Raw genomic sequence first — 19,659 nt, 5'->3', positions numbered from 1 at the left:
CTACTAATGAACTTTGATATAAGTTTCTTGGTAAAGAAAGCCAGACTCTGGGGAGCGGGTACTCATGACCGACGACGACGCAACGGTGCGTCCCCTCGGCAGGCGTGAGCGCAGCAAGGTTCGCATGAGGAACCTGCTGTACGAATCTGCGCTCGCGCTCTTCGCGGAGCAGGGCTACGAGGGCACGACCATCGACCAGATCACCGAACGGGCCGATGTCGCGCGAGGCACGTTCTTCAACCACTTCCAACGCAAGGAAGACCTCGTCAGCAGCTGGGCGCAGCAGCGCAAGGAGCAGCTCATCGCCCAGATGGCAGAGTCCCTAGCGTCGGGGGACGACGTCACCGTGCAGCTGGAGCGATGTATGGCGGCACTGGCGAAGTTGAACGAATCCGACCGCGATCTCACCTGCGTGATGCTGACGGCTTGGGTCAAGTCGGGCCAGCCGATGCTGGAAGAGCCCGCGTACGCGGGGCATGTGTTCGCCGACATCGTCCGCCTCGGCCAGGGGCGCGGCGAGGTCACGGCCGACGTCGACCCGTTCCTGGTGGGCAATCTTTTGCGGGATTCGTACCTGGGAATCCTCTACCGCTGGTCCCAGGCCAAGGACGGGCAGGTGCCGCTGGCGGTCGAGCTGCGTGCGTTGCTGAGGGTCGTCCTCAGCGGCGTCCGCGCCTACGACCAGCGGAGCTGATCACTGCCGAGCACAGGCGGAGGTCAAGTGCTAGTGATCGGCAGCACGTCGGGCAACAGCGCCGCCGCGCTCGTCATGCGGCGCCGATGACGCGGCCCGGGCGACCACCGTGTCCCCGTCCGTGGCGATCAGGACGTACTCCGGCAGCTCGGCCACCATGCGCGGATACAGCAGCCAGGCCAGCGCGTCGTGCTCGGCGAACGCGGGCCACGAGTCCTTCATGCCCCAGAGCCGGCCGGCCAGTTCGGGCCGCTCTGCGATCGTGGTGATGAGGACGCCGGTCATGATCGCAGGCCAGGCGCGGCGCGAGCCGGGATCCAGGCGTTTTACACGGGGGCTTGCAAGGAGAGGTGCCAGCGCCCGGACCAGCCCGTCAGTGTCATCGTCGACAGCGGCCGGACGTCCACGTTCCAGTAGGTCAGCGGCGGCGCCTTCAGCGCGTAGACCAGCGCCGCCCGGACCACGGAGGGCTCCGCCACCGCCACGATCGCACCCCCGTCGTCGGCGGGCCGGCTGTCGAGCCAGCCGCCGACCCGGGAGATGAAGGCGAGCAGGGACTCACCGCCGTGCGGGGCGGCGCGCGGGTCGGTGAGCCAGAGGTCCACCGCCCCCGGCTCGTGCGTGGTCACCTCCCCCAGCGTCAGCCCCCGCCAGCGGCCCATGTCGCAGTCGCGGAGCGCGGGCTGGGCGAGGGGCGCGTACCCGAGGGCTTCGCCGGTGGCCCGGCTGCGCGGGGTGGGCGAGCAGTAGCGCAGCTCGGCCGCGCCGAGCGGAACGAGTCCGCGCGCGGCGGACTCCACCGCCCGCCATCCCGCGCCGTCGAGCGGCCGGTCGTCGTCGAAGCGCTCGGCGAGCAGCGAGGAACCACGGGCTGCGGCGACGAGCGAAACCCGAACATGCATGCGGAGATGGTGAGCCGCCCGCCGCGCGGGGTCAAGCGTCTGGACCGACCCCGCCGACCTGGCCGACCTGGCCGGCCCGCAGCCGCTGGACCGCCTCGACCAGCTCGCCCGGGCCCGACACACCGGCGAAGCTCATCCGGACGTACGGCCCCGGCGGTTCCGCACAGAAGTAGGGGCGCCCGGGCGCTACGGCGACCCCGGCGCGCAGGGCCTCGGCCGCGAAGGCGGCGTCGTCTCCCCCGCCGGCCATCCGCACCCACAACTGGTAGCCGCCGGACGGCACATGGGGCAGCTCCAGGGCGGGCAGCTCGCGCCGCAGGGCACCCGCGAGCACGTCCCGCCGGTGCCGCAGCTCGGCGGCCACGGTCCGCAGGTGGCGCGGCCAGGCGGGTGCGCCGACCAGTTCCAGGGCCGCTTCCTGGAGCGGCCGGGACACGAAGAAGGTGTCCACGACCTGGATGGCGCGCAGCCGGTCCAGCACCGGGCCGCGGGCGGCCAGGGCGCCCACCCGCAGACTGGGGGAGGTGGCCTTGGTCAGCGAGCGGACGTGGACCACCACCCCGTCGGGGTCCTCGGCGGCCAGCGTCGCGGGCAGCGGCCCGGCGTCCTCGTGGGCCAGGGACCGGGCGTAGTCGTCCTCGACCACGAAGGCCCCGGCGGCCCGCGCGATCCGCAGCACCTCGGCCCGCCGCGCGGGAGCCAGCACCGCCCCGGTCGGGTTCTGGAACAGCGGCTGGCATACGAAGACCCGCGCCCCGGTCGCTTCGAAGGCGGCGGCGAGCAGCTCGGGCCGGACCCCCTCGGCATCCACCGGGACCGGCACGGGCCGGCATCCGGAGGCGCGGGCGATGGCCAGCAGCCCGGGGTAGGTCGGCGACTCCACCAGGATCGGCGCCCCGGGCGGCGCGAGCGCGCGCAGGGCGGTGGCCAGCGCGCTCTGCCCGCCCGCGGTGACCAGTACGTCGGCGGCGGCGACGGCCCCGCCGATCTCCCGCGCGAACCAGTCGCGCAACTCGGGCAGCCCCTCCATGGGCGGCCGGTCCCAGGCCCCGGGGCGCCGCCCGGCGCGGGCCAGCGCGGCGGCCATGGCCCGCTCGGGCTGGAGGGAGTGGTGCAGGTAGCCGCTGTTGAGCCCGATCACCCCGGAGGGCGGTGCGGCCAGGCAGACCAGTACCCCGGAGGCGTCCACGGAGCGCGGCACGACCTCGCCGGCGCCCTCCGCACTGAGGGCGACCTCCTGCCAGGAGGTGTCCCCGGGCGCGGGCTCCGCCGTGCGGGGCCGGGCCCGGAACACCCCGGCGCCGGGCCGGGTGACGACGAGGCCTTCGGCGGCGAGCTGCGCGAGGGCCCGGGAGACGGTGACGGGGCTGACGCGGTAGCGCTCGACCAGGGCCCTGCTCGACGGGAGCTTTCCACCCACCGAGTAGCGGTTGAGTTCGGCCCGTAGGGATTCTGCCAGCTCCACCACACTGCTACGCTCGTACATGACAGCACAGAATAGCGCTACTACCCACAGGACGATAGCGGTTGAGGGTTCAGCGACCGGGACCGCGTCAGTGGCAGGGATGCTGACCGCGACCCGGACCGCGACCCCCACCCGGGCCCGGGGCACCCTCCTCGCCTCGCTCGGCGTCGTCGCCTTCTCGCTGACCTTCCCCTCCACCGCCTGGGGCCTGGAGAGCTTCGGCCCCTGGTCGCTCGTCGCCCTGCGCAGCGTCCTCGCGGCCGTCATCGCCGGCGGCTTCCTGCTGGCCCTGCGGGTACCGCTGCCCGCCCGCGAGCACTGGGCGGGCCTGGCTGTCGTCGCCGCCGGCGTGGTCGTCGGCTTCCCGCTGCTCACCACCCTCGCGCTGACGACCTCCACCACCTCGCACGCCGCCGTCGTGGTCGGCCTGCTCCCCCTGACCACGGCCGCCTTGTCCGCGCTGCGCACCGGGGCCCGGCCCTCGCGCCGGTTCTGGGCCGCAGCCCTCGCCGGGGCGGCCGTGGTCCTCGGCTTCACCGTCGCGCAGAGCGGCGGCTCCCTCTCGGCCGGCGACGCCTACCTGTTCGGCGCCCTGCTGGTGTGCGCCGCCGGGTACACCGAGGGCGGGCGCCTGGCCCGGGTGCTGCCCGGCTGGCAGGTGGTCGGCTGGGCGCTGGTGCTGTGCCTGCCGCTCAGCCTCGCGGGCTCCGCGCTCGGGCTCGCGTACGAGCCGGTGCACCTGACCGGGCACGGGCTGGCCGGCCTGGTGTGGGCGGCGGCCGGCTCCACCTTCCTCGGCCTGTACGTCTGGTACCGCGGCATGGCCGAGATCGGCGCCCCGCGGGCCAGCCAGCTCCAGCTCGCCCAGCCGCTGCTGACCCTGGTGTGGTCGGTGGCCCTGCTCGGCGAGCACCTGTCCCCCGCCGCACCGGCGGCCGCCTGTGCCGTCCTGGTCTGCATCGCCGTGACCCAACGGGTCAAATAGCGGCAGAACGACCTAAACTGCTAGCACCGGATCGGACCGCCACCGAGGAGGTCAGTTATGCGCGCGACCGAGGGCGACCAGCTGGTGCAGCACGGCAGGATCGTCGGACAGCACGACAAGGTGGGTGAGATCACCCAGGTGCTGGGCGAGAACGGAACCCCCCCGTACCGGGTCCGTTTCGAGGACGGGCACGAGGCGCTGATGGCTCCCGGCCCCGACTGCGTGGTCCGTCACCCCGACGAAACCCAGCACTGACCTGGGCGGGCCGACTCGAGCGCTGACCGGGGCACCGGCTCAGCGCGGGGGCACGACCGATCCGTAGTGGTCGGCGACGACCCTGGCCATCGCTCCGTTGGGGTCCGCGGCCACCTGCTTCGCCGAGAAGTAGGCGTGGCCGCGGACCTCCGGGTACTGGCGGGCGAACCGCACGTGCCGGGACAGCTCCGCCGGATCGCGCCAGGCCGCGGTCGGGCTGTGCGCGTCGCAGCGGTACAGCGCCTCCCCCACGTACAGGTCCACGCCCGTGCCCGCGACCGTCCGCGCCCACCACGGAACGATGTCGGCGTAGTCGGCGGTCGGGTGCCCGATGTGCCAGTAGGCCTGCGGGACGATGTAGTCGATCCAGCCTTCGGTCACCCACTTGCGGGTGTCCGCGTACAAGTCGTCGTACGTGCCCAGGCCCGCGCGCGTGGGTGAGCCGCTCGGGTCCCGGTCGGAGTTGCGCCAGACGGCGAACGGGCTGACCCCGAACCGGGCCGCGGGCCGGACCTTCCGCAGCCGCTCCGACATCTCGCGGACCAGGGTGTCGGTGTTGTCGCGCCGCCAGTCGGCGCGGGAGGGGAAATCGGCCCCGTACTCCTCGTACGCCTCGTCGTCGTCGAAGTACTCGCCCTCCGCCGGGTACGGATAGAAATAGTCGTCCCAGTGCACCCCGTCCACCGCATAGCGGGAGACCGCGTCGAGCATGGCCTCCTGGACGAAGAGCCGCACCTCGGGCAGGCCCGGGTTGTAGTAGAGCTTCCCGCCGTACTCGACCGCCCAGTCGGGGTTGCGCCGGACCGGGTGCTCGGGCGCCAGCAGCTCGGGATCGGTGTGGTTGGCCACCCGGTACGGGTTGAACCAGGCGTGCAGTTCCAGCCCGCGGGCGTGCGCTTCGGTGACGGCCGTGCCCAGCGGGTCCCAGCCGGGATCCACCCCCTGCTCCCCGGTCAGCCACTGCGACCAGGGCTCCAGCTCCGAGGGCCACAGCGCGTCGGCCGCCGGCCTGACCTGGAGGATCACGGTATTGAGCCGGCGCCGCACCGCGCTGTCGAGGAGGCCGATCAGCTCCGCGCGCTGCTTCTGCGCCGGCAGGCCGCTCTCGGAGGGCCAGTCGACGTTGGACACGGTGGCGATCCACATCCCGCGGAACTCGGCGGCCGCCGCCCTCCCGGAGGGCCCGGGCGCGTCCCGGTCGCCGGCGGGCCCCGGCCGCTGCGCCGCCCGCGCCGGGGCCGCCCGGCCCGCGGTGACCGCGGCCAGTGCTCCGGCGGCCCCTGCCAGCAGCCCCCGCCGTCCGATGTGCGCCATGTGACCACTCCGTTCCGTTGCGTGACATTGCTCTGCGTGCGCCCAGCATGCCCGCCCCGGCCCGCCACCGAGGCCAAGGTCGGGGGTAACGTCGGGGGGCGTGGCGGGCGCCGGAACGCAGTTACCACTGACAGGCCCGGGGGACCCGCGATGGATGAGCAGCGAAAGGCACGAAGTGACGGACCTCTCTACCCTCCCGACCGACATCGCCCGCGTCGGCGTAGTGGGCTGCGGCCAGATGGGCGCGGGCATCGCGGAGGTGTGCGCCCGCAGCGGTCTTGAGGTGAAGGTCGCCGAGACCACGGGCGAGGCCCTGGAGATCGGGCGCACCCGGCTGCACAACTCCCTGACGAAGGCCGCCGAACGCGGCAAGATCACGGAGGAGGAGCGGGACGCCACCCTGGCCCGCCTCAGCTTCACCACCGACCTCGGCGAGTTCGCCGACCGCGACCTCGTCATCGAGGCGGTCGTCGAGAACGAGCAGGTCAAGACGGAGATCTTCCAGGTCCTCGACCAGGTGATCACCCGCCCGGATGCGATCCTCGCCTCCAACACCTCCTCGATCCCGCTGGTCAAGCTGGCCGTCGCGACCTCGCGGCCCGACCAGGTCATCGGCATCCACTTCTTCAACCCGGCGCCTGTCCAGCAGCTCGTCGAGCTGATCCCGGCGCTGACCACCGGTGACGAGACGGTCAAGCGGGCCGAGGCCCTGGTGCGGGACGTGCTGGGCAAGCACGCGGTCCGCGCCCAGGACCGTTCCGGCTTCGTCGTCAACGCGCTCCTTGTCCCGTACCTGCTCTCGGCGATCCGGATGTTCGAGTCCGGCATCGCAAGCCGCGAGGACATCGACAACGGCATGGAGCTGGGCTGCGCCCACCCGATGGGTCCGCTCAAGCTGTCCGACCTGATCGGCCTGGACACCATCGTCTCGATCGCCGATTCGATGTACGCCGAGTACAAGGAGCCGCTGTACGCCGCTCCCCCGCTGCTCCAGCGGATGGTCGACGCGGGCCGCCTCGGCCGCAAGACGGGCTCGGGCTTCTACCCCTACGGCTGACGCCGGCCGAGCCGCAGGTGGTGCAGCAGGAGCAGCCCGGCCGCCATGTTGGCGGCCGGGACCTGCCCGCGCGCGATCATGTCCGGCACGAGTTTCAGCGGGACCCATGCACGGCGTGAGGACTCGAAGTCGTCCTCGGGGTGACCGATGTAGGTGGCCCCGTCCGCCCAGTAGAGGTGGTGGCGGGCGTCGGTCAAACCGTTGGACGGCTCGACGGTCATCAGGTGGTGGAGCGGGCCGGGGCGCCAGCCCGACTCCTCCTCCATCTCCCGCGCGGCGGCCGCCTCGACGGACTCTCCGTCCTCGACGACCCCGGCGGGCAGTTCCCAGCCCCAGCTGCCGGTGATGAAGCGGTGCCTCCACAACAGCAGCACCTCGTCGGCCTCGTTGACGGCCGTGGCGACGGCGACCGGGCGCAGCCGGATCACGAAGTGGTCCAGGTGCCGGCCGTCGGGGAGTTCCACGTCGGCGAGATTCACGTCGAACCAGCGGTTCTTGTACACAGTCTGCTCACTCAGGTTCATCCACTGCACGGCTGCGCCACCTTCCGATCGGGTTGGTGGCAACATGGCAGCAGTTGGAGCGGTCACAGGGGAACGCGCAAAGCCCCGTCGATGAGCCGGGCGGTCTCCCCCGCACCCGAACAACCGCTGGTCAGCAGCTGTTGACGGACCGCCCGCAACCGGTCGCGCAAACGCAGCGACTCCATCCCCTTGGCCCGCTCGGCCATTTCGGCCGCGGCCGCCACCGCCCGGTCCGCCTCACCCTGGCGCAGCTGGATCTCGCACAGCATCGCCAGGCGGTGCACCCGGCCGCGGTCGTGCGCGGGGGTGCCGACGGCGGCGGTCGCCTGCTCATGGGCCGCCGCGAGGTCCCCGAGGCTGAGCAGCGCCTCGGCGACCTGCACGTTGACGAGCCCGGGCTGTACGTAGCCGGTCTCGTCCGGTTCGGTGCCCGGGCGGATCCGCTCGGCGGCCTCCTCGGCGTGCCGGATGCATGCCAACGCGGTGCGGGCATCGCCGAGTTGTGCGTACGCCTTGGCCTGCATGGCGTACAGGTCGGCGGCCAGGGCCGGGGTGGTGTGCCGGCCGGCGGCACGCAGCGCGGCCTCGGCGAAGGCGACGGCCTGGCGGTACTCGCGCAGGTGCAGGCACTGGTTGACGATCAGCGCGATGACGTACGCCCCGAGCCCGCGGTCCCCGCTCGCCTTGGCCAGGCGCAGGGCCTGGTGGAAGTAGCGCTGGGCGAGCCCGTGGGCGTCGGAGTCGTACGCGCAGATGCCCGCCACCGCCACGAGGGACCCGGTGGCCCGGTGCAGCCGGCGGCCGAGCGCGTCGGCGTAGCTCCCGCGCAGCATGGGGGCCGTCTCGCTGCCGAGGAAGCGCACGATCCGGTCCCGGGTGGCGACCCCGCCGGCCCGGCGGTACATCAGCTCGTAGTGGGCCCTGGCCGCCCGCAGGATCTCGATGTGCTCGGGCCCGATCCTGTCAGGGCCCTCGCGGGAGACGTCGGCGTCCTCGGGCGGGTTCTCCCACTCCCAGACCGGAATGACCGCGGGCGTCCCGGTGACCGCCTGCGCGGTGAGCAGCTGGGGCCGGGCCTGCCCGTCGGAACGCCACAGGGCGGCGGCCCGGTCCACGAAGCCGCTGAGCGGGGAGGCGTGCGGGGACGTCGGCAGGCCGGGCACGCCGAGCCCGATGTCGTCCAGCCCCAGTGGCCGCCGCAGCCGGCCGCCGAGCACCTCGCAGATCAGGTCGGGGACCTGGCCACGGGGGCGCTGGCCCTTCAACCACCGGGCGACGGCGGTGTGTTCGTAGCGCAGGGCGAGTCCGCGGGTGCGACCCGCCTGGTTCACGTAGGCGGCGAGTCCGGCGTGTGACATGCCCGCCTCGGCGAGGAGGGCGTCGAGCAGGACATTGGGCTGCATGGGCCGCTCCAAGGGCTCGTCGGTCTCAGGCTAATGGGTGCGCGGTTCACACCGGGTGTACTGCATTGAATTCACACAGGGTGTGAACCGCGTACGCGCATAAATGCGATTCGCACTCTGCCGCCGGGGCCCCCGCGAGCGCTTCACTTAAGGGCCTCGCCAAGAGGCAGCCCGGGTCGTCGGCTCCCCCTCGTACAGTGCGACGACCCGTCACCGCGCCGCCCGTTCTGCTGTCTGCCCGACACTCCACGGCAGGCGGGCGGCGTGTTCCCGGCTCCGCCGGGGCCCGGTTGGTCGCCGGGCTCCCGCAGGAGCCGGTCCGAACGCGCGCCGGGCCCACCCACCGGGCCCGGTGCGCGGTTCGGTTCCGTTCGGTTCAGGACCGGTCGCTGTCGTCGCGCAGCACGAGGAGGGCTACGTCGTCGGCGAGTCGTCCTCCGGTGTGCCGCAGCAGTGCGGCGTGCACGCCCGCCACCAGCCGCGCGGGCGTGAGCGGTGCCGGTGCCTCTGCGAGGACGCTCCGCAGGGGGAAGAACGCGCCGGCGGCGTCGCGGGCCTCCTCGGCGCCGTCCGTGTGCAGGAACAGCGTCTCGCCGGGCCGCAGTCTCCCGACCGGATGCGGTTGGGCGTCCGCCGGTACGGGGACCACCCCGAGCGGCGGCAGCGTCTCGCCGTCCAGCACCTGCACGTGCCGGGCCCGCTGCGCGGAACGACCGGGCTCTGCACCGGCCCGCGCCTCACACGCCGGCGGGGCCGGCTTCTGCCCGGCACCCTGCAGCGCCGCTGCGGGGGCTCCGCCCCCACACCTCTGCGCCTCAAACGCCGGCGAGGCCGGACCCTGCTCGGCGCAGCCGGACGCGCCCTGCGGCGCCGCTGCGGGGGCTCCGCCCCCGAGCCCCCGCGCCTCAAACGCCGGCGGGGCTGGAATTGCCCTGCGGGCAATCCAGCTCGCCCGGCTCTGGATTGCGCTGCGCGCAGTTCCAGGCCGGCAGTCACCCTCATCCAGCCCCGCCGGCGTTTGAGGCGCGCGGTCCGGGGCGGAGCCCCGGTCTGCGGTCTCGGGGGCATCGTCCGCACGATCCAGCCCCGCCGGCGTTTGAGGCGCGGGATCCGGTGCCGAGCCCCGGCTGCGCGGAGCGCCGTGGTCCGGGGGTGCCGCCGGGCGGATCAGGTAGGGCCAGGGGTGGCCGCAGTTGAGGGCCAGCAGGGTGCCGCCCGGGCCGATCTGGAGGAGCAGTACCGTCACGAACTCCTCCGCCGCCGGCGACTCCGGCTCGGAGGGGCAGGACGCGGGGTGTTCGGACCGGGCGCGGTCGCGTACGTGGCGGCCCAGCGCCCGTTCCATCCGCCGCAGCACGCCGCCCAGCGACGGCTCGTCGTACGCCGCTTCGCGGAACGCGCCGAGGACGGCCGCCGCCGCGGCCAGCGCCGGCAGCCCGTGGCCCCGTACGTCCCCGATGACCACCCGCACCCCGTACACCGTCGGCACGGCCTCGTACAGGTCCCCGCCCACCACCGCACCCCGGCTCGCGGACAGCTGCGCCGCGGCCAGCGTCAGGCCGTCCATCCGCCCCGGCAGCGGCCGCAGCAGCGCCCGCTGCGCCGCGCCCGCGATCTCCTGCGAGCGCCGCAGCTCGGCCAGCAGCCCGCGCCGGATGTGCAGGGCGCACCCGGTGGCCAGGATCAGGAAGGCCGCGCACGTCGCCAGGCTCGGCACCAGCCGCCCGGGGGTGGACAGCTCCCAGGACACCGCGGCGCCGCCCCACGCCAGCACGCACACCCGGCGCAGCTGGGGCATCTCCCCGCGCGTGAACATCCGTAGGACTCCCCTCCGGCCCCGACGATTGTTGCGACCGGCCCACGCCCCCGGACACGGGTCACCGGCGTTATCACCCGAATGAGTGAGGGGCGCACCCGGTGGTCCGGATGCGCCCCTCAACTGGCCTTACGGGTGCGCTACGCGCCCCGGAGCACCGCCCCGGTCCGCTCGCCCGCCAGGGCCACCGCCGCGTCGCGCGCCGCCGTGGACTCCTCGGCGGTCAGCGTGCGGTCGGCCGCGCGGAAGCGCAGCGCGTACGCCAGGGACTTCTTGCCCTCGCCGACCTGCTCACCGGTGAACACGTCGAACAGCCGCAGGGACTCCAGCAGTTCGCCCGCGCCCTTGCGCAGCGCCGCCTCGACGGAAGCCGCCGGGACCGACGCGTCCACGATCAGCGCGACGTCCTGGGTCGCCACCGGGAAGGAGGAGATCCGGGGCGCCTGGAGTGCCTCGCCGCCGGCCGCCGCGAGGCGGTCCAGGTCGAGCTCCATCGCGCTGGTGCGGGCCGGCAGGCCCAGCGCCTTGACCACGCGGGGGTGCAGCTCACCGGCGTGGCCGATGACCTGCTCGACGCCGTCGAGGGTGACGACCAGCTCGGCGCAGCGGCCCGGATGCCACGGGCCGTACTGGCCCTGGCGCACCACGAGCTCGGTGCCGGCCTCGACGGCCAGCGAGCGGGCGGCCTGGATCGCGTCGGCCCAGTCGGCCGGGTGGCCCTTGCCCCACCAGCCGGCCTGCTCGCGCGCACCGGCCAGCACGACCGCGGCGTACCGCGGCTGCGCGGGCAGGGCCGCGTTCAGGGTGGCGATCTCCTCGTCCGTGGGACGCCGGTCGACGGGCAGCCGTACGGCGACACCCGGCTGCGCGGCGGCCCGGAAGACCGAACCGGTCTCGAACAGCGCGAGGTCGTGACTGCCCCGGCTGTCGTTGCGGCGCAGCGCGCCCAGCAGACCCGGCAGCAGCGTGGTGCGCAGCGCCGGCTCCTCGTCGGAGATCGGGTTGACCAGCTTGACGACCTGGCGGCTCGCGTCGTGGGCGGGCAGCTGGAGCTGGTCGAAGACGCCCTCGCCGATGAACGGGTAGTTCAGCGCTTCGACGTAGCCCGCGCCGGCCAGCGCGCGGCCGACCCGGCGGTGCAGCTGCTGCCGGGCGGTGAGACCGCGGCCGGAGGGCACCTGCGGGAGGGTCGAGGGGAGGTTCCCGTAGCCCTCCAGCCGGATGACCTCTTCGGCGAGGTCGTTCGGCGCGGCGAGGTCGGGCCGCCACGACGGGACGGTGACGACGAGCTCGTCCTGGCCGTAGACGTCGCAGCCGATCTCCTGGAGGCGGCGGACGACGGTCTCGCGGCCGTAGTCCATGCCCGCCACCCGGTCGGGGTGGTCCGCGGCCATCGCGATGGTGCGCGGGGCGCCCGGGGCGACGACCTCGGTGACCCCTGCCTCGGCGGTGCCGCCGGCGAGGAGCACGAGCAGGTCGACGGTCCGCTGCGCGGCCGCGGCGGCGGCCTGCGGGTCGACGCCCCGCTCGAAGCGCTTGGAGGCCTCGGAGGAGAGCTTCATGCGGCGGGCGGTGCGCGAGATCGACACGGAGTCGAAGTGCGCGGCCTCGATGACGACCTCGGTGGTCCCGGTGACGGCGCCCGTCTCCGGGTCCGTCACCGAGTCGGCGATCTCGGTGTTGGCGCCGCCCATGACACCGGCGAGGCCGATCGGCCCGCTGTTGTCGGTGATCACCAGGTCCTCGGCGTCGAGCGTGCGCTTGACCCCGTCGAGGGTGGTGAACTTCTCGCCCTGCTCGGCGCGGCGGACACCGATGGTGCCGTCGATGCTGGAGCGGTCGTAGGCGTGCAGCGGCTGGCCGAGCTCCAGCATCACGTAGTTGGTGATGTCGACGGCGAGCGAGATCGGGCGCATGCCGGCCTTCTGGAGGCGGCGGGTGAGCCAGATCGGGGAGCGCGCCTCGGGGTCGAGTCCGGTCACCGTGCGGGCGGTGAAGCGGTCGCAGCCGGCCGGGTCGTCGATCGTGACCGGGTAGCCGTACGAGTTCGGCGCGGGCACGTCGAGCAGCGCCGGGTCGCGCAGCGGCAGGCCGTACGCGGTCGCCGCCTCGCGGGCGACACCGCGCATGGACATGCAGTAGCCGCGGTCCGGGGTGATGTCGATGTCGAGGACCTCGTCGACGAGCTGGAGCAGCTCGATCGCGTCGGTGCCGACCTCGTGCTCCGGCGGCAGCACGATGATGCCGTGCGTGCCGTCGTCGCCCATGCCCAGCTCGTCGCCGGAGCAGATCATGCCGTGCGAGGTGCGGCCGTACGTCTTGCGCGAGGCGATCGCGAAGTCGCCGGGCAGCACGGCGCCGGGCAGGACCACGACGACCTTGTCGCCCACGGAGAAGTTCCGGGCGCCGCAGACGATCTCCTGCGGCTCGCCGGTGCCGTTGGCCTGGCCGACGTCGACCGTGCAGAAGCGGATCGGCTTGCGGAAGCCCTCGAGCTCCTCGATGGTCAGCACCTTGCCGACGACGAGCGGGCCCTTGAGCCCGCCGCCGAGCTGCTCGACCGTCTCGACCTCGAGGCCGGCGTCGACGAGCTTGGCCGCCACGTCGCGGCCGGTTTCACCCGCGGGGAGGTCGACGTACTCCCGCAGCCAGGAAAGCGGGACGCGCATCAGATCTCACTCCCGAACGGCCGGGTGAAGCGAACGTCACCCTCGACCATGTCTCGCATGTCTTCAACGTTGTGGCGGAACATCAGCATCCGCTCGATGCCGAACCCGAAGGCGAACCCGCTGTACTTCTCGGGGTCCACGCCGCAGGCGGTGAGCACCTTGGGGTTGACCATGCCGCAGCCGCCGAGCTCGATCCAGCCCTCGCTGGAGCAGGTACGGCACGGGCGGTCGGGGTTGCCCACCGACTCGCCGCGGCACACGTAGCACTGCATGTCCATCTCGGCGGACGGCTCGGTGAAGGGGAAGAAGTGCGGGCGCAGGCGCGTGGTGGTGCCCTCGCCGAACAGCTCCTGGACCATGTGGTCCATGGTCCCCTTGAGGTCCGCCATGGTCAGGCCCTCGTCCACGGCGAGCAGCTCGACCTGGTGGAAGACCGGGGTGTGCGTCGCGTCGAGCTCGTCCGTGCGGTACACGCGGCCGGGGCACACGATGTAGACGGGGGGCTTGCGCTCCAGCAGCGAGCGCGCCTGCACCGGGGAGGTGTGGGTGCGCAGCACGACACCGGACTCGTCGCCCTCGGTGCCTGCCGGCCCCTGGACGAAGAAGGTGTCCTGCATCTGGCGTGCCGGGTGGTCGGGCGTGAAGTTGAGGGCGTCGAAGTTGAACCACTCCGCCTCGACCTCGGGGCCCTCCGCGACCTCGTACCCCATGGCCGTGAAGATGTCCGCGATGCGGTCCATCAGCGTGGTCAGGGGGTGCCGGGCGCCGGCGGGGGTGCGGTCGTAGGGCAGCGTGACGTCCACCGCCTCCTCGACCAGCACCCGCTCGTCGCGCTCCGCCTCGAGCTCGACCGTGCGGGCCCCGAAGGCCTTGTTCACGGCGCCGCGGGCCTGTCCCACGCGCTTGCCCGCCTCGGCCTTGGCCTGCGGGGGCAGCGCGCCGATCTCGCGGTTGGCGAGCGCCAGGGGCGAGCGGTCGCCCATGTGCGCGGTCTTCGCCTCACGCAGCGCGTCGAGGTCGCCGGCGGAGGCGAAGGCGGCGAGCGCCTCGTCCCGCATGCGCTCGATCTCTTCCGGTTTCAGTGCCTCGACCTCGACAGGGTCGTACGACTTGTTCGGTGCCGACATCTCTTCCCGTACTTCCGATGGCTGGCTGGTGGGTCCCCGTACGACTCGATCGGCACAAGGACACAAAGGTGCCAAAGGACGAGTCTAAAGGTCGTCGGGGGTGAAGGAGCCCGTGGGCCGCCTGGCGAGACGCTCCGCAGCTACTGCGTGAGGTAGGCCGGGGCGCTCACGGGCAGGATAAATCGGAACTCGGCGCCGCCGCCGGGGCCCCGGCCGACCGCGATGGTGCCGCCGTGGGCCTCCACGATGCCCTTGACGATATACAGGCCCAGGCCGGTGCCGCCGCGCTTGCTCCCCCGCCAGAAGCGGGTGAAGACGCGGCCCATCGACTCCTCGGGGATCCCGGGGCCTTCGTCGGTCACGGTGACGGCGGTTCCCTTCTCATGCGGCGATACGTCGATGGTGACCGTTCCGTCTCCGTGGCGCACCGCATTTTCGAGGAGGTTGCCGAGAATCTGGTCGATCTTGTCCGGATCGGCCCACAGGTCGGGGAGCGGGCGGCTCACTCGTACGAGGAACCGCTCGGGGGCCTGTCCGTTCGCGGTGAGCGCCTGGACGTGGCGGCCGACGGCGGTGGCGATGTCCACGGGCTGGCGGCGCACCTCCAGGCGGCCGGAGTCGATGCGGGAGATGTCGAGGAGCTCGGCGATGAGGCGGGTGACGCGGTTGGCGTCGGCGTCGACGGTCTCCAGCATCAGCCGCTTCTGGTCGTCGGTGAACCGCTCCCACTTGGCGAGCAGGGTCGCGGTGAAGCCCTTGACGGAAGTCAGCGGGGAGCGCAGCTCGTGCGCGACGGTGGCGATCAGCTCGGCGTGGCTGCGCTCGGTGCGCCGGCGGGCCTCGGTGCCGCGCAGGGTGACGACGAGGCGGCGCAGCGGGCCCCTGGGGTGGGTGCGGACGTAGCTGGCGGAGACGAGCACCTCGCGGCCGCCGGGGAGCAGCAGGTTCCGCTCGGGCTGTCCGCGGCGGGTGGCGAGGCCGCCGTACGGGTCGGTCAGCGTCCACCAGCGGCGGCCGTCGAGGTCTTCGAGCGGCAGCGCGCGCTCGATGCGGGTGCCGAGTGCCTGCGCGGGGTCGGTGGCGGTCATCCGGGCCGCGGCCCGGTTGAAGCAGATGACGAGCCCGGTGTGATCGGCGACGACGAGCCCCTCGGGCAGATCGTCGGGATCGATCCCGAACCCCTCGGGGCGGGCCTGGCCGCGCGGACGCGCCGTGGGTGCCGGCTGCTGCGGTACGGCCTCGGCCGCGTCAGCGGCCCCCGGTGAGCTGTTCGTACCGACGGTCATTCCCCGTACCCCACATCTCCGAGTGCGCAGTGGGCCCCCGGGCCGCCACATTACTAGCTGGGGGTCACGGAGCGGCACCCTCCGGGCGCCCGCTGTGCACGCGCGGACGCGTACAGGCACACCGCGGCGGCCGTCGCGAGGTTCAAGCTCTCCGCCTTGCCGTGGATCGGGACCCGTACGACGGCGTCGGCCAGCGCCCGCGTCTCCTCCGGCAGGCCCCAGGCCTCGTTGCCGAATACCCAGGCCGAGGGGCCGCCCATGGTGCCCGCGTCCAGCTCGGCGTCGAGGTCGTCCTCGCCGGCCCCGTCGGCCGCGAGGATCCGTACGCCCGCCGCCCGCAGCCCCTCGACGGCCTTCTCCACCGGGACGCCGACGGCGACCGGGAGGTGGAAGAGGGAGCCCACGGAGGCCCGTACGGACTTGGGGTTGTAGAGGTCCACCGAGGCGTCGGTCAGCACGACCGCGTCCGCCCCGGCGGCGTCCGCGCAGCGCAGCACCGTACCGGCGTTGCCGGGGTCGCGGACGTGCGCGAGGACGGCGACCAGCTTGGGCCCGGCGGCCAGGATGTCCTCGAAGGGCGAGTCGAGGAAGTGGCAGACGCCGACGAGCCCCTGTGGGGTGACGGTCTGCGAGACCTCGGCCAGCACCTCGTCGGAGGCGTAGTGCACCCGGGCGCCCGCGTCCAGCGCGGCGTCGATGATCTCGGAGTATCGCTCGGCGGCCTCGACGGTGGCGAACAGCTCGATCAGGGTCGACGCGCCGCCTGCCCCGCGGTGCTCGACGGCCTCGCGGACCGCCTGGGGGCCCTCGGCGATGAACCGGCGCTCCTTGGTGCGGAAGTTGCGCCGCGCCAGTCGCCTGGCGGCGGCCACCCGCGGGGATCGGGGGGAGATCAGCTCGGCGGGGGTGCCCATGGTGTCTGCGGTTCTCTCTCGGGTCCGGAGCGGTGCGGTGCGAAGCGGTGCGGTGCGCAGCGGGAAGCCCGCTGACGGGAAGCCCGCTGAGGGGAAAGCACACGGACCCGCAGGCGAATGCCTGCGGGTCCGTGGGGGCCGGCCGTGTGGAACGGGCCGGCTAGCCCTTAGGCAGCGACCTTGGGGGCGTTGACGTCGGCCGGGAGGGCCTTCTGCGCGACCTCGACGAGGGCGGCGAACGCGTTGGCGTCGTTGACGGCCAGCTCCGCGAGGATCTTGCGGTCCACCTCGATGTTGGCGGCCTTCAGACCCTGGATGAGGCGGTTGTACGTCATGCCGTTCTGGCGGGCAGCGGCGTTGATGCGCTGGATCCACAGCTGACGGAAGTCGCCCTTGCGCTTCTTGCGGTCGTTGAAGTTGTAGACCAGCGAGTGGGTGACCTGCTCCTTGGCCTTGCGGTACAGGCGCGAACGCTGACCGCGGTAGCCGGAGGCCGCCTCGAGGATCGCCCGGCGCTTCTTGTGGGCGTTTACTGCCCGCTTGACGCGTGCCACTTTTTAACTCCTTGTAGCGGGGTCGTGGGTGTCTTCACACGGCCCGAATTCGATGGGGTCCCGGTCTTGACGTCCCGCTCCCGGCAGGGAGCGGAGGACGTCACTTGCCGAGAAGCTTCTTGATCTTCGCGGCGTCGCCGGGGGCCATCTCCGCGGTGCCGGTCAGGCGGCGGGTGACACGGGACGACTTGTGCTCGAGCAGGTGGCGCTTGCCGGCGCGCTCACGGAGCACCTTGCCGGAGCCGGTGATCTTGAAGCGCTTCTTGGAACCGCTGTGCGTCTTGTTCTTCGGCATAGCGCCGTTATCTCCTCGTCGGTGGCGCTCCCACCGGTCCGGTTGGGGACCGGCGACGGGAGCGTCATGTTGTGTCGGTGATTCGAGACAGGCCGCCTCGGAATCAGGCCTCGGCGTTCGCCTCGTCGGCGGCGGCCTCGGTGACGTCGGCATCCTCGGTGGCCGTCGCCTCGACTGCGTCGGTCTCCTCGGAAGGAGCCTCCTCGTCGGTGGCGGCGACACCCTGGCGCTCCGCCTTGCGGGCGGCCTGCGCCTCGCGGGCTTCGGCCATCGCCTCGGTCTTCTTCTTGTGCGGACCGAGGACCATGATCATGTTTCGGCCGTCCTGCTTCGGGCTCGACTCGATGAACCCGAGGTCTTCGACGTCCGCGGCGAGACGCTGAAGCAGTCGGAAGCCGAGTTCCGGCCGGGACTGCTCGCGACCACGGAACATGATCGTGATCTTGACCTTGTCGCCCTGCTTGAGGAACCGAACGACGTGACCCTTCTTGGTGTCATAGTCGTGCGGGTCGATCTTCGGCCGGAGCTTCATTTCCTTGATGACCGTGTGCGCCTGGTTCTTGCGCGCCTCACGGGCCTTCATGGCCGACTCGTACTTGAACTTGCCGTAGTCCATGAGCTTGCAGACCGGCGGGCGTGCGGACGCCGCGACCTCGACCAGGTCGAGGTCGTACTCCTGCGCGAGCTCAAGCGCCTTGGCAAGCGGCACGATGCCGACCTGCTCGCCGCTGGGACCGACGAGTCGTACCTCGGGAACGCGAATCCGGTCGTTGATGCGGGGCTCGGTGCTGATGGATCCTCCTCGGTAGCACCACACGACTGTCTGGCAGACAGCCGCTGACGTGTATTTCCGTCAGACCGACCACAGCGGGGAATGAAAAAAGCCCCGCCGGGCACAGGCAGGGGCTCCAATACAACCGGAGCACCGCCGCGTGCGAACCGCGGGGCGCAGACTCGGGCAGCTTTCCATCGTCCGTACGGAACGATGGATGCCGCCTGACCGGTGACCCGCCGCCCCGGAGGGTGGTCGGGTGGGAGATCGGAGCCTCCACTTGTGGGCCGGGGACACAGGTCTCCGGCCGGTCGTAGCCCAATATAGCATTCCGCGCCAGAGCCGCTCACCCGGTGCCTGCTCCCCGATGCCAGGGGCGGGGGCGTCCCGGGCCCGGCTTATCGTGGGGAGCATGACTGACGCGACCCTCCCTGCCGACACCGCCGCCGACGAGGCCCCCGATTACGACGCCATGACCCGCGACATCGCGGACGTTCCCGCCGTCGAGGTGATCACCACGGTGGCCGTGCACCTGCTGAGCGCCGCGGCGGTCAACCTGGGCCTGGACAAGCCGGACTCCGAGTACAAGGACCTCGACGAGGCCCGCAAGCTGATCACCGCCCTGGCTGGCCTGGTCACCGCGAGCGCCACCGAGATCAGCTCCTTCCACGCCGCCCCGCTGCGGGACGGCCTGAAGTCGCTCCAGCTGGCCTTCCGCGAGGCCTCCGTGGTCCCGGACGAGCCGGGCCAGGGACCGGGCGAGAAGTTCACGGGTCCTGTCTTCGCCTGATCCCCCACCGCTCGCGCGAGAGGCTGCCGGGAACGTTCCGGCAGCCTCTTCGTATTCGCTTCGCCGTGGGGCAGGAGAGCCGCTCAGCGGGAGAACAGTGCCTCGCCGGGCGGGGCCGGGGCCTCCGCCGGCAGCAGCGCCAGGTCCAGCCCGCGCACCAGCCGGGCCCGCAGGGTCTCGTCCGCCGCCAGGGCCTCGGCCACCCGGCGGGCGGCTGCCGGAGCCTGCTCGCCGGCGGCCAGCACGATCGCGAGGGTGCCGTCGGCGTCGGCGCCGCCCGGGCCCAGGTGGGCGCGGAGCACGGCCGGCTCCGCGGACACCGCGGCCCGTACGGCCTCCCGTACGGCGGGATCGGCCAGCGGGCCCGCGTCCGTGCGGCCCTCGGCCAGGGCGAGCAGGGCGGAGCCGGTCAGCTGGTAGGTGACCGGGCCGGCCAGGTCCAGGACGACGGTGTCGGCCTTCTCGTGCGCGGCGGCCGCCAGGGCCTGGTGCAGCGGGACCGCCACCGGCCGGGCCGCCGGGTCCCAGAGCGCCAGCGAGGCGATCGAGGTGAAGGCGGGCAGGGCCCGCCGGTCGCCGGCCCGCAGGGTCGGGACGGCCATGTCGCTGGTCTTCTCGCGCTTGAGGCCCGTCTCCGGATCGGTCTCCACCTCGCCGAGCACGGCGACGACCGGGACCAGCAGGCGGGCGTCCTTGAGGGCGGCCAGTACCTGCGGCTCGTGCGCCCGGTCCTTCGACCACGCGGCCAGGGCCGCGCTCAGCCGCGGATCGGCGGAGCCGTCGTCGTCGGAGAAGCCGGGGTCGGGAATGTTCTTGTTCGCCATGTTCGCCACAGTT

The 19,659-nt window shown here is 72.8% G+C and carries 20 protein-coding genes; 5 read left to right on the top strand and 15 right to left on the bottom strand.

Annotated features, from left to right (window positions below; genetic code table 11):
* The first annotated feature begins 64 nt into the window (after nt 1-64).
* A complete protein-coding gene (locus tag J7E94_RS26795) occupies nt 65-694 on the top strand; it encodes a TetR/AcrR family transcriptional regulator (RefSeq protein WP_251057264.1) in 630 nt (209 codons plus the stop codon).
* Between the two features lie 30 nt (nt 695-724).
* Here the strand turns inward: J7E94_RS26795 and J7E94_RS26790 are convergent, their stop codons facing one another.
* The 3 genes from J7E94_RS26790 to J7E94_RS26780 are packed head-to-tail and all read right to left on the bottom strand — an operon-like array spanning nt 725 to nt 3,082.
* Entirely contained in the window at nt 725-979 is a 255-nt protein-coding gene (locus tag J7E94_RS26790; protein WP_215019375.1) for a hypothetical protein, read from the bottom strand.
* 41 nt (nt 980-1,020) lie between these two features.
* Complete coding sequence (locus J7E94_RS26785) at nt 1,021-1,596, bottom strand: histidine phosphatase family protein (protein ID WP_215019374.1); 576 nt, start codon at nt 1,594-1,596, stop codon at nt 1,021-1,023.
* A 31-nt stretch (nt 1,597-1,627) separates the two neighbouring features.
* On the bottom strand, nt 1,628-3,082 hold the full coding sequence (locus tag J7E94_RS26780; protein ID WP_215019373.1) for a PLP-dependent aminotransferase family protein: 1,455 nt from the start codon (nt 3,080-3,082) through the stop codon (nt 1,628-1,630).
* A 79-nt stretch (nt 3,083-3,161) separates the two neighbouring features.
* Here J7E94_RS26780 and J7E94_RS26775 point away from each other — a divergent pair, with 79 nt between their 5' ends.
* Together J7E94_RS26775 and J7E94_RS26770 are read left to right on the top strand one after the other, a co-directional pair.
* Complete coding sequence (locus J7E94_RS26775; protein ID WP_374224508.1) at nt 3,162-4,046, top strand: DMT family transporter; 885 nt, start codon at nt 3,162-3,164, stop codon at nt 4,044-4,046.
* A 57-nt stretch (nt 4,047-4,103) separates the two neighbouring features.
* A complete protein-coding gene (locus tag J7E94_RS26770) occupies nt 4,104-4,301 on the top strand; it encodes a DUF1918 domain-containing protein (protein ID WP_215019371.1) in 198 nt (65 codons plus the stop codon).
* Nucleotides 4,302-4,340: 39 nt separating this feature from the next.
* On the opposite strand, the gene J7E94_RS26765 is transcribed toward J7E94_RS26770, so the two are convergent.
* The gene (locus J7E94_RS26765) at nt 4,341-5,615 is read right to left on the bottom strand and encodes a glycoside hydrolase family 10 protein (RefSeq protein WP_215019370.1); all 1,275 of its coding nucleotides are present in this window, start codon (nt 5,613-5,615) and stop codon (nt 4,341-4,343) included.
* Between the two features lie 154 nt (nt 5,616-5,769).
* Between J7E94_RS26765 and J7E94_RS26760 the strand changes: the two genes are divergently transcribed.
* The gene (locus J7E94_RS26760; RefSeq protein ID WP_215019369.1) at nt 5,770-6,672 is read left to right on the top strand and encodes a 3-hydroxybutyryl-CoA dehydrogenase; all 903 of its coding nucleotides are present in this window, start codon (nt 5,770-5,772) and stop codon (nt 6,670-6,672) included.
* On the opposite strand, the gene J7E94_RS26755 is transcribed toward J7E94_RS26760, so the two are convergent.
* The 10 genes from J7E94_RS26755 to infC all read right to left on the bottom strand — a co-directional run bounded on the left by J7E94_RS26755 (nt 6,663) and on the right by infC (nt 18,077).
* Complete coding sequence (locus tag J7E94_RS26755) at nt 6,663-7,196, bottom strand: NUDIX domain-containing protein (RefSeq protein WP_251057270.1); 534 nt, start codon at nt 7,194-7,196, stop codon at nt 6,663-6,665. The genes J7E94_RS26760 and J7E94_RS26755 overlap by 10 nt on opposite strands.
* A gap of 62 nt (nt 7,197-7,258) precedes the next feature.
* The gene (locus tag J7E94_RS26750) at nt 7,259-8,599 is read right to left on the bottom strand and encodes a transcriptional regulator (RefSeq protein ID WP_215019367.1); all 1,341 of its coding nucleotides are present in this window, start codon (nt 8,597-8,599) and stop codon (nt 7,259-7,261) included.
* Nucleotides 8,600-8,975: 376 nt separating this feature from the next.
* The gene (locus tag J7E94_RS36050; protein ID WP_374224507.1) at nt 8,976-10,415 is read right to left on the bottom strand and encodes a SpoIIE family protein phosphatase; all 1,440 of its coding nucleotides are present in this window, start codon (nt 10,413-10,415) and stop codon (nt 8,976-8,978) included.
* Nucleotides 10,416-10,555: 140 nt separating this feature from the next.
* The gene (pheT, locus tag J7E94_RS26735) at nt 10,556-13,084 is read right to left on the bottom strand and encodes a phenylalanine--tRNA ligase subunit beta (RefSeq protein ID WP_215019366.1); all 2,529 of its coding nucleotides are present in this window, start codon (nt 13,082-13,084) and stop codon (nt 10,556-10,558) included.
* Nucleotides 13,084-14,211, bottom strand: a complete 1,128-nt coding sequence (gene pheS, locus J7E94_RS26730; RefSeq protein WP_215019365.1) for a phenylalanine--tRNA ligase subunit alpha — start codon at nt 14,209-14,211, stop codon at nt 13,084-13,086. The genes pheT and pheS overlap by 1 nt, the downstream gene beginning before the upstream one ends.
* A 140-nt stretch (nt 14,212-14,351) precedes the next feature.
* Complete coding sequence (locus tag J7E94_RS26725; RefSeq protein WP_215019364.1) at nt 14,352-15,497, bottom strand: ATP-binding protein; 1,146 nt, start codon at nt 15,495-15,497, stop codon at nt 14,352-14,354.
* A 53-nt stretch (nt 15,498-15,550) separates the two neighbouring features.
* Nucleotides 15,551-16,411 carry an RNA methyltransferase gene (locus tag J7E94_RS26720; RefSeq protein WP_215019363.1) on the bottom strand — a complete coding sequence of 287 codons (861 nt, stop codon included), beginning with the start codon at nt 16,409-16,411 and terminating at the stop codon, nt 15,551-15,553.
* Between the two features lie 167 nt (nt 16,412-16,578).
* Nucleotides 16,579-16,965 (bottom strand): 50S ribosomal protein L20, encoded by a 387-nt coding sequence (rplT, locus tag J7E94_RS26715; RefSeq protein WP_030157251.1) that lies wholly within the window; start codon nt 16,963-16,965, stop codon nt 16,579-16,581.
* A 100-nt stretch (nt 16,966-17,065) separates the two neighbouring features.
* Complete coding sequence (gene rpmI / locus J7E94_RS26710) at nt 17,066-17,260, bottom strand: 50S ribosomal protein L35 (RefSeq protein ID WP_030387121.1); 195 nt, start codon at nt 17,258-17,260, stop codon at nt 17,066-17,068.
* Between the two features lie 103 nt (nt 17,261-17,363).
* The gene (gene infC / locus J7E94_RS26705) at nt 17,364-18,077 is read right to left on the bottom strand and encodes a translation initiation factor IF-3 (protein ID WP_215019362.1); all 714 of its coding nucleotides are present in this window, start codon (nt 18,075-18,077) and stop codon (nt 17,364-17,366) included.
* A gap of 367 nt (nt 18,078-18,444) precedes the next feature.
* Here infC and J7E94_RS26700 point away from each other — a divergent pair, with 367 nt between their 5' ends.
* A complete protein-coding gene (locus J7E94_RS26700; RefSeq protein WP_215019361.1) occupies nt 18,445-18,822 on the top strand; it encodes a DUF1844 domain-containing protein in 378 nt (125 codons plus the stop codon).
* An 83-nt stretch (nt 18,823-18,905) separates the two neighbouring features.
* On the opposite strand, the gene J7E94_RS26695 is transcribed toward J7E94_RS26700, so the two are convergent.
* Complete coding sequence (locus J7E94_RS26695) at nt 18,906-19,646, bottom strand: SseB family protein (protein WP_215019360.1); 741 nt, start codon at nt 19,644-19,646, stop codon at nt 18,906-18,908.
* Nucleotides 19,647-19,659: the final 13 nt, after the last annotated feature.

Source organism: Streptomyces sp. ISL-94 (assembly GCF_018614075.1).
Classification (GTDB): domain Bacteria; phylum Actinomycetota; class Actinomycetes; order Streptomycetales; family Streptomycetaceae; genus Streptomyces.
This window is presented reverse-complemented; position numbering and strand designations above follow the sequence as displayed.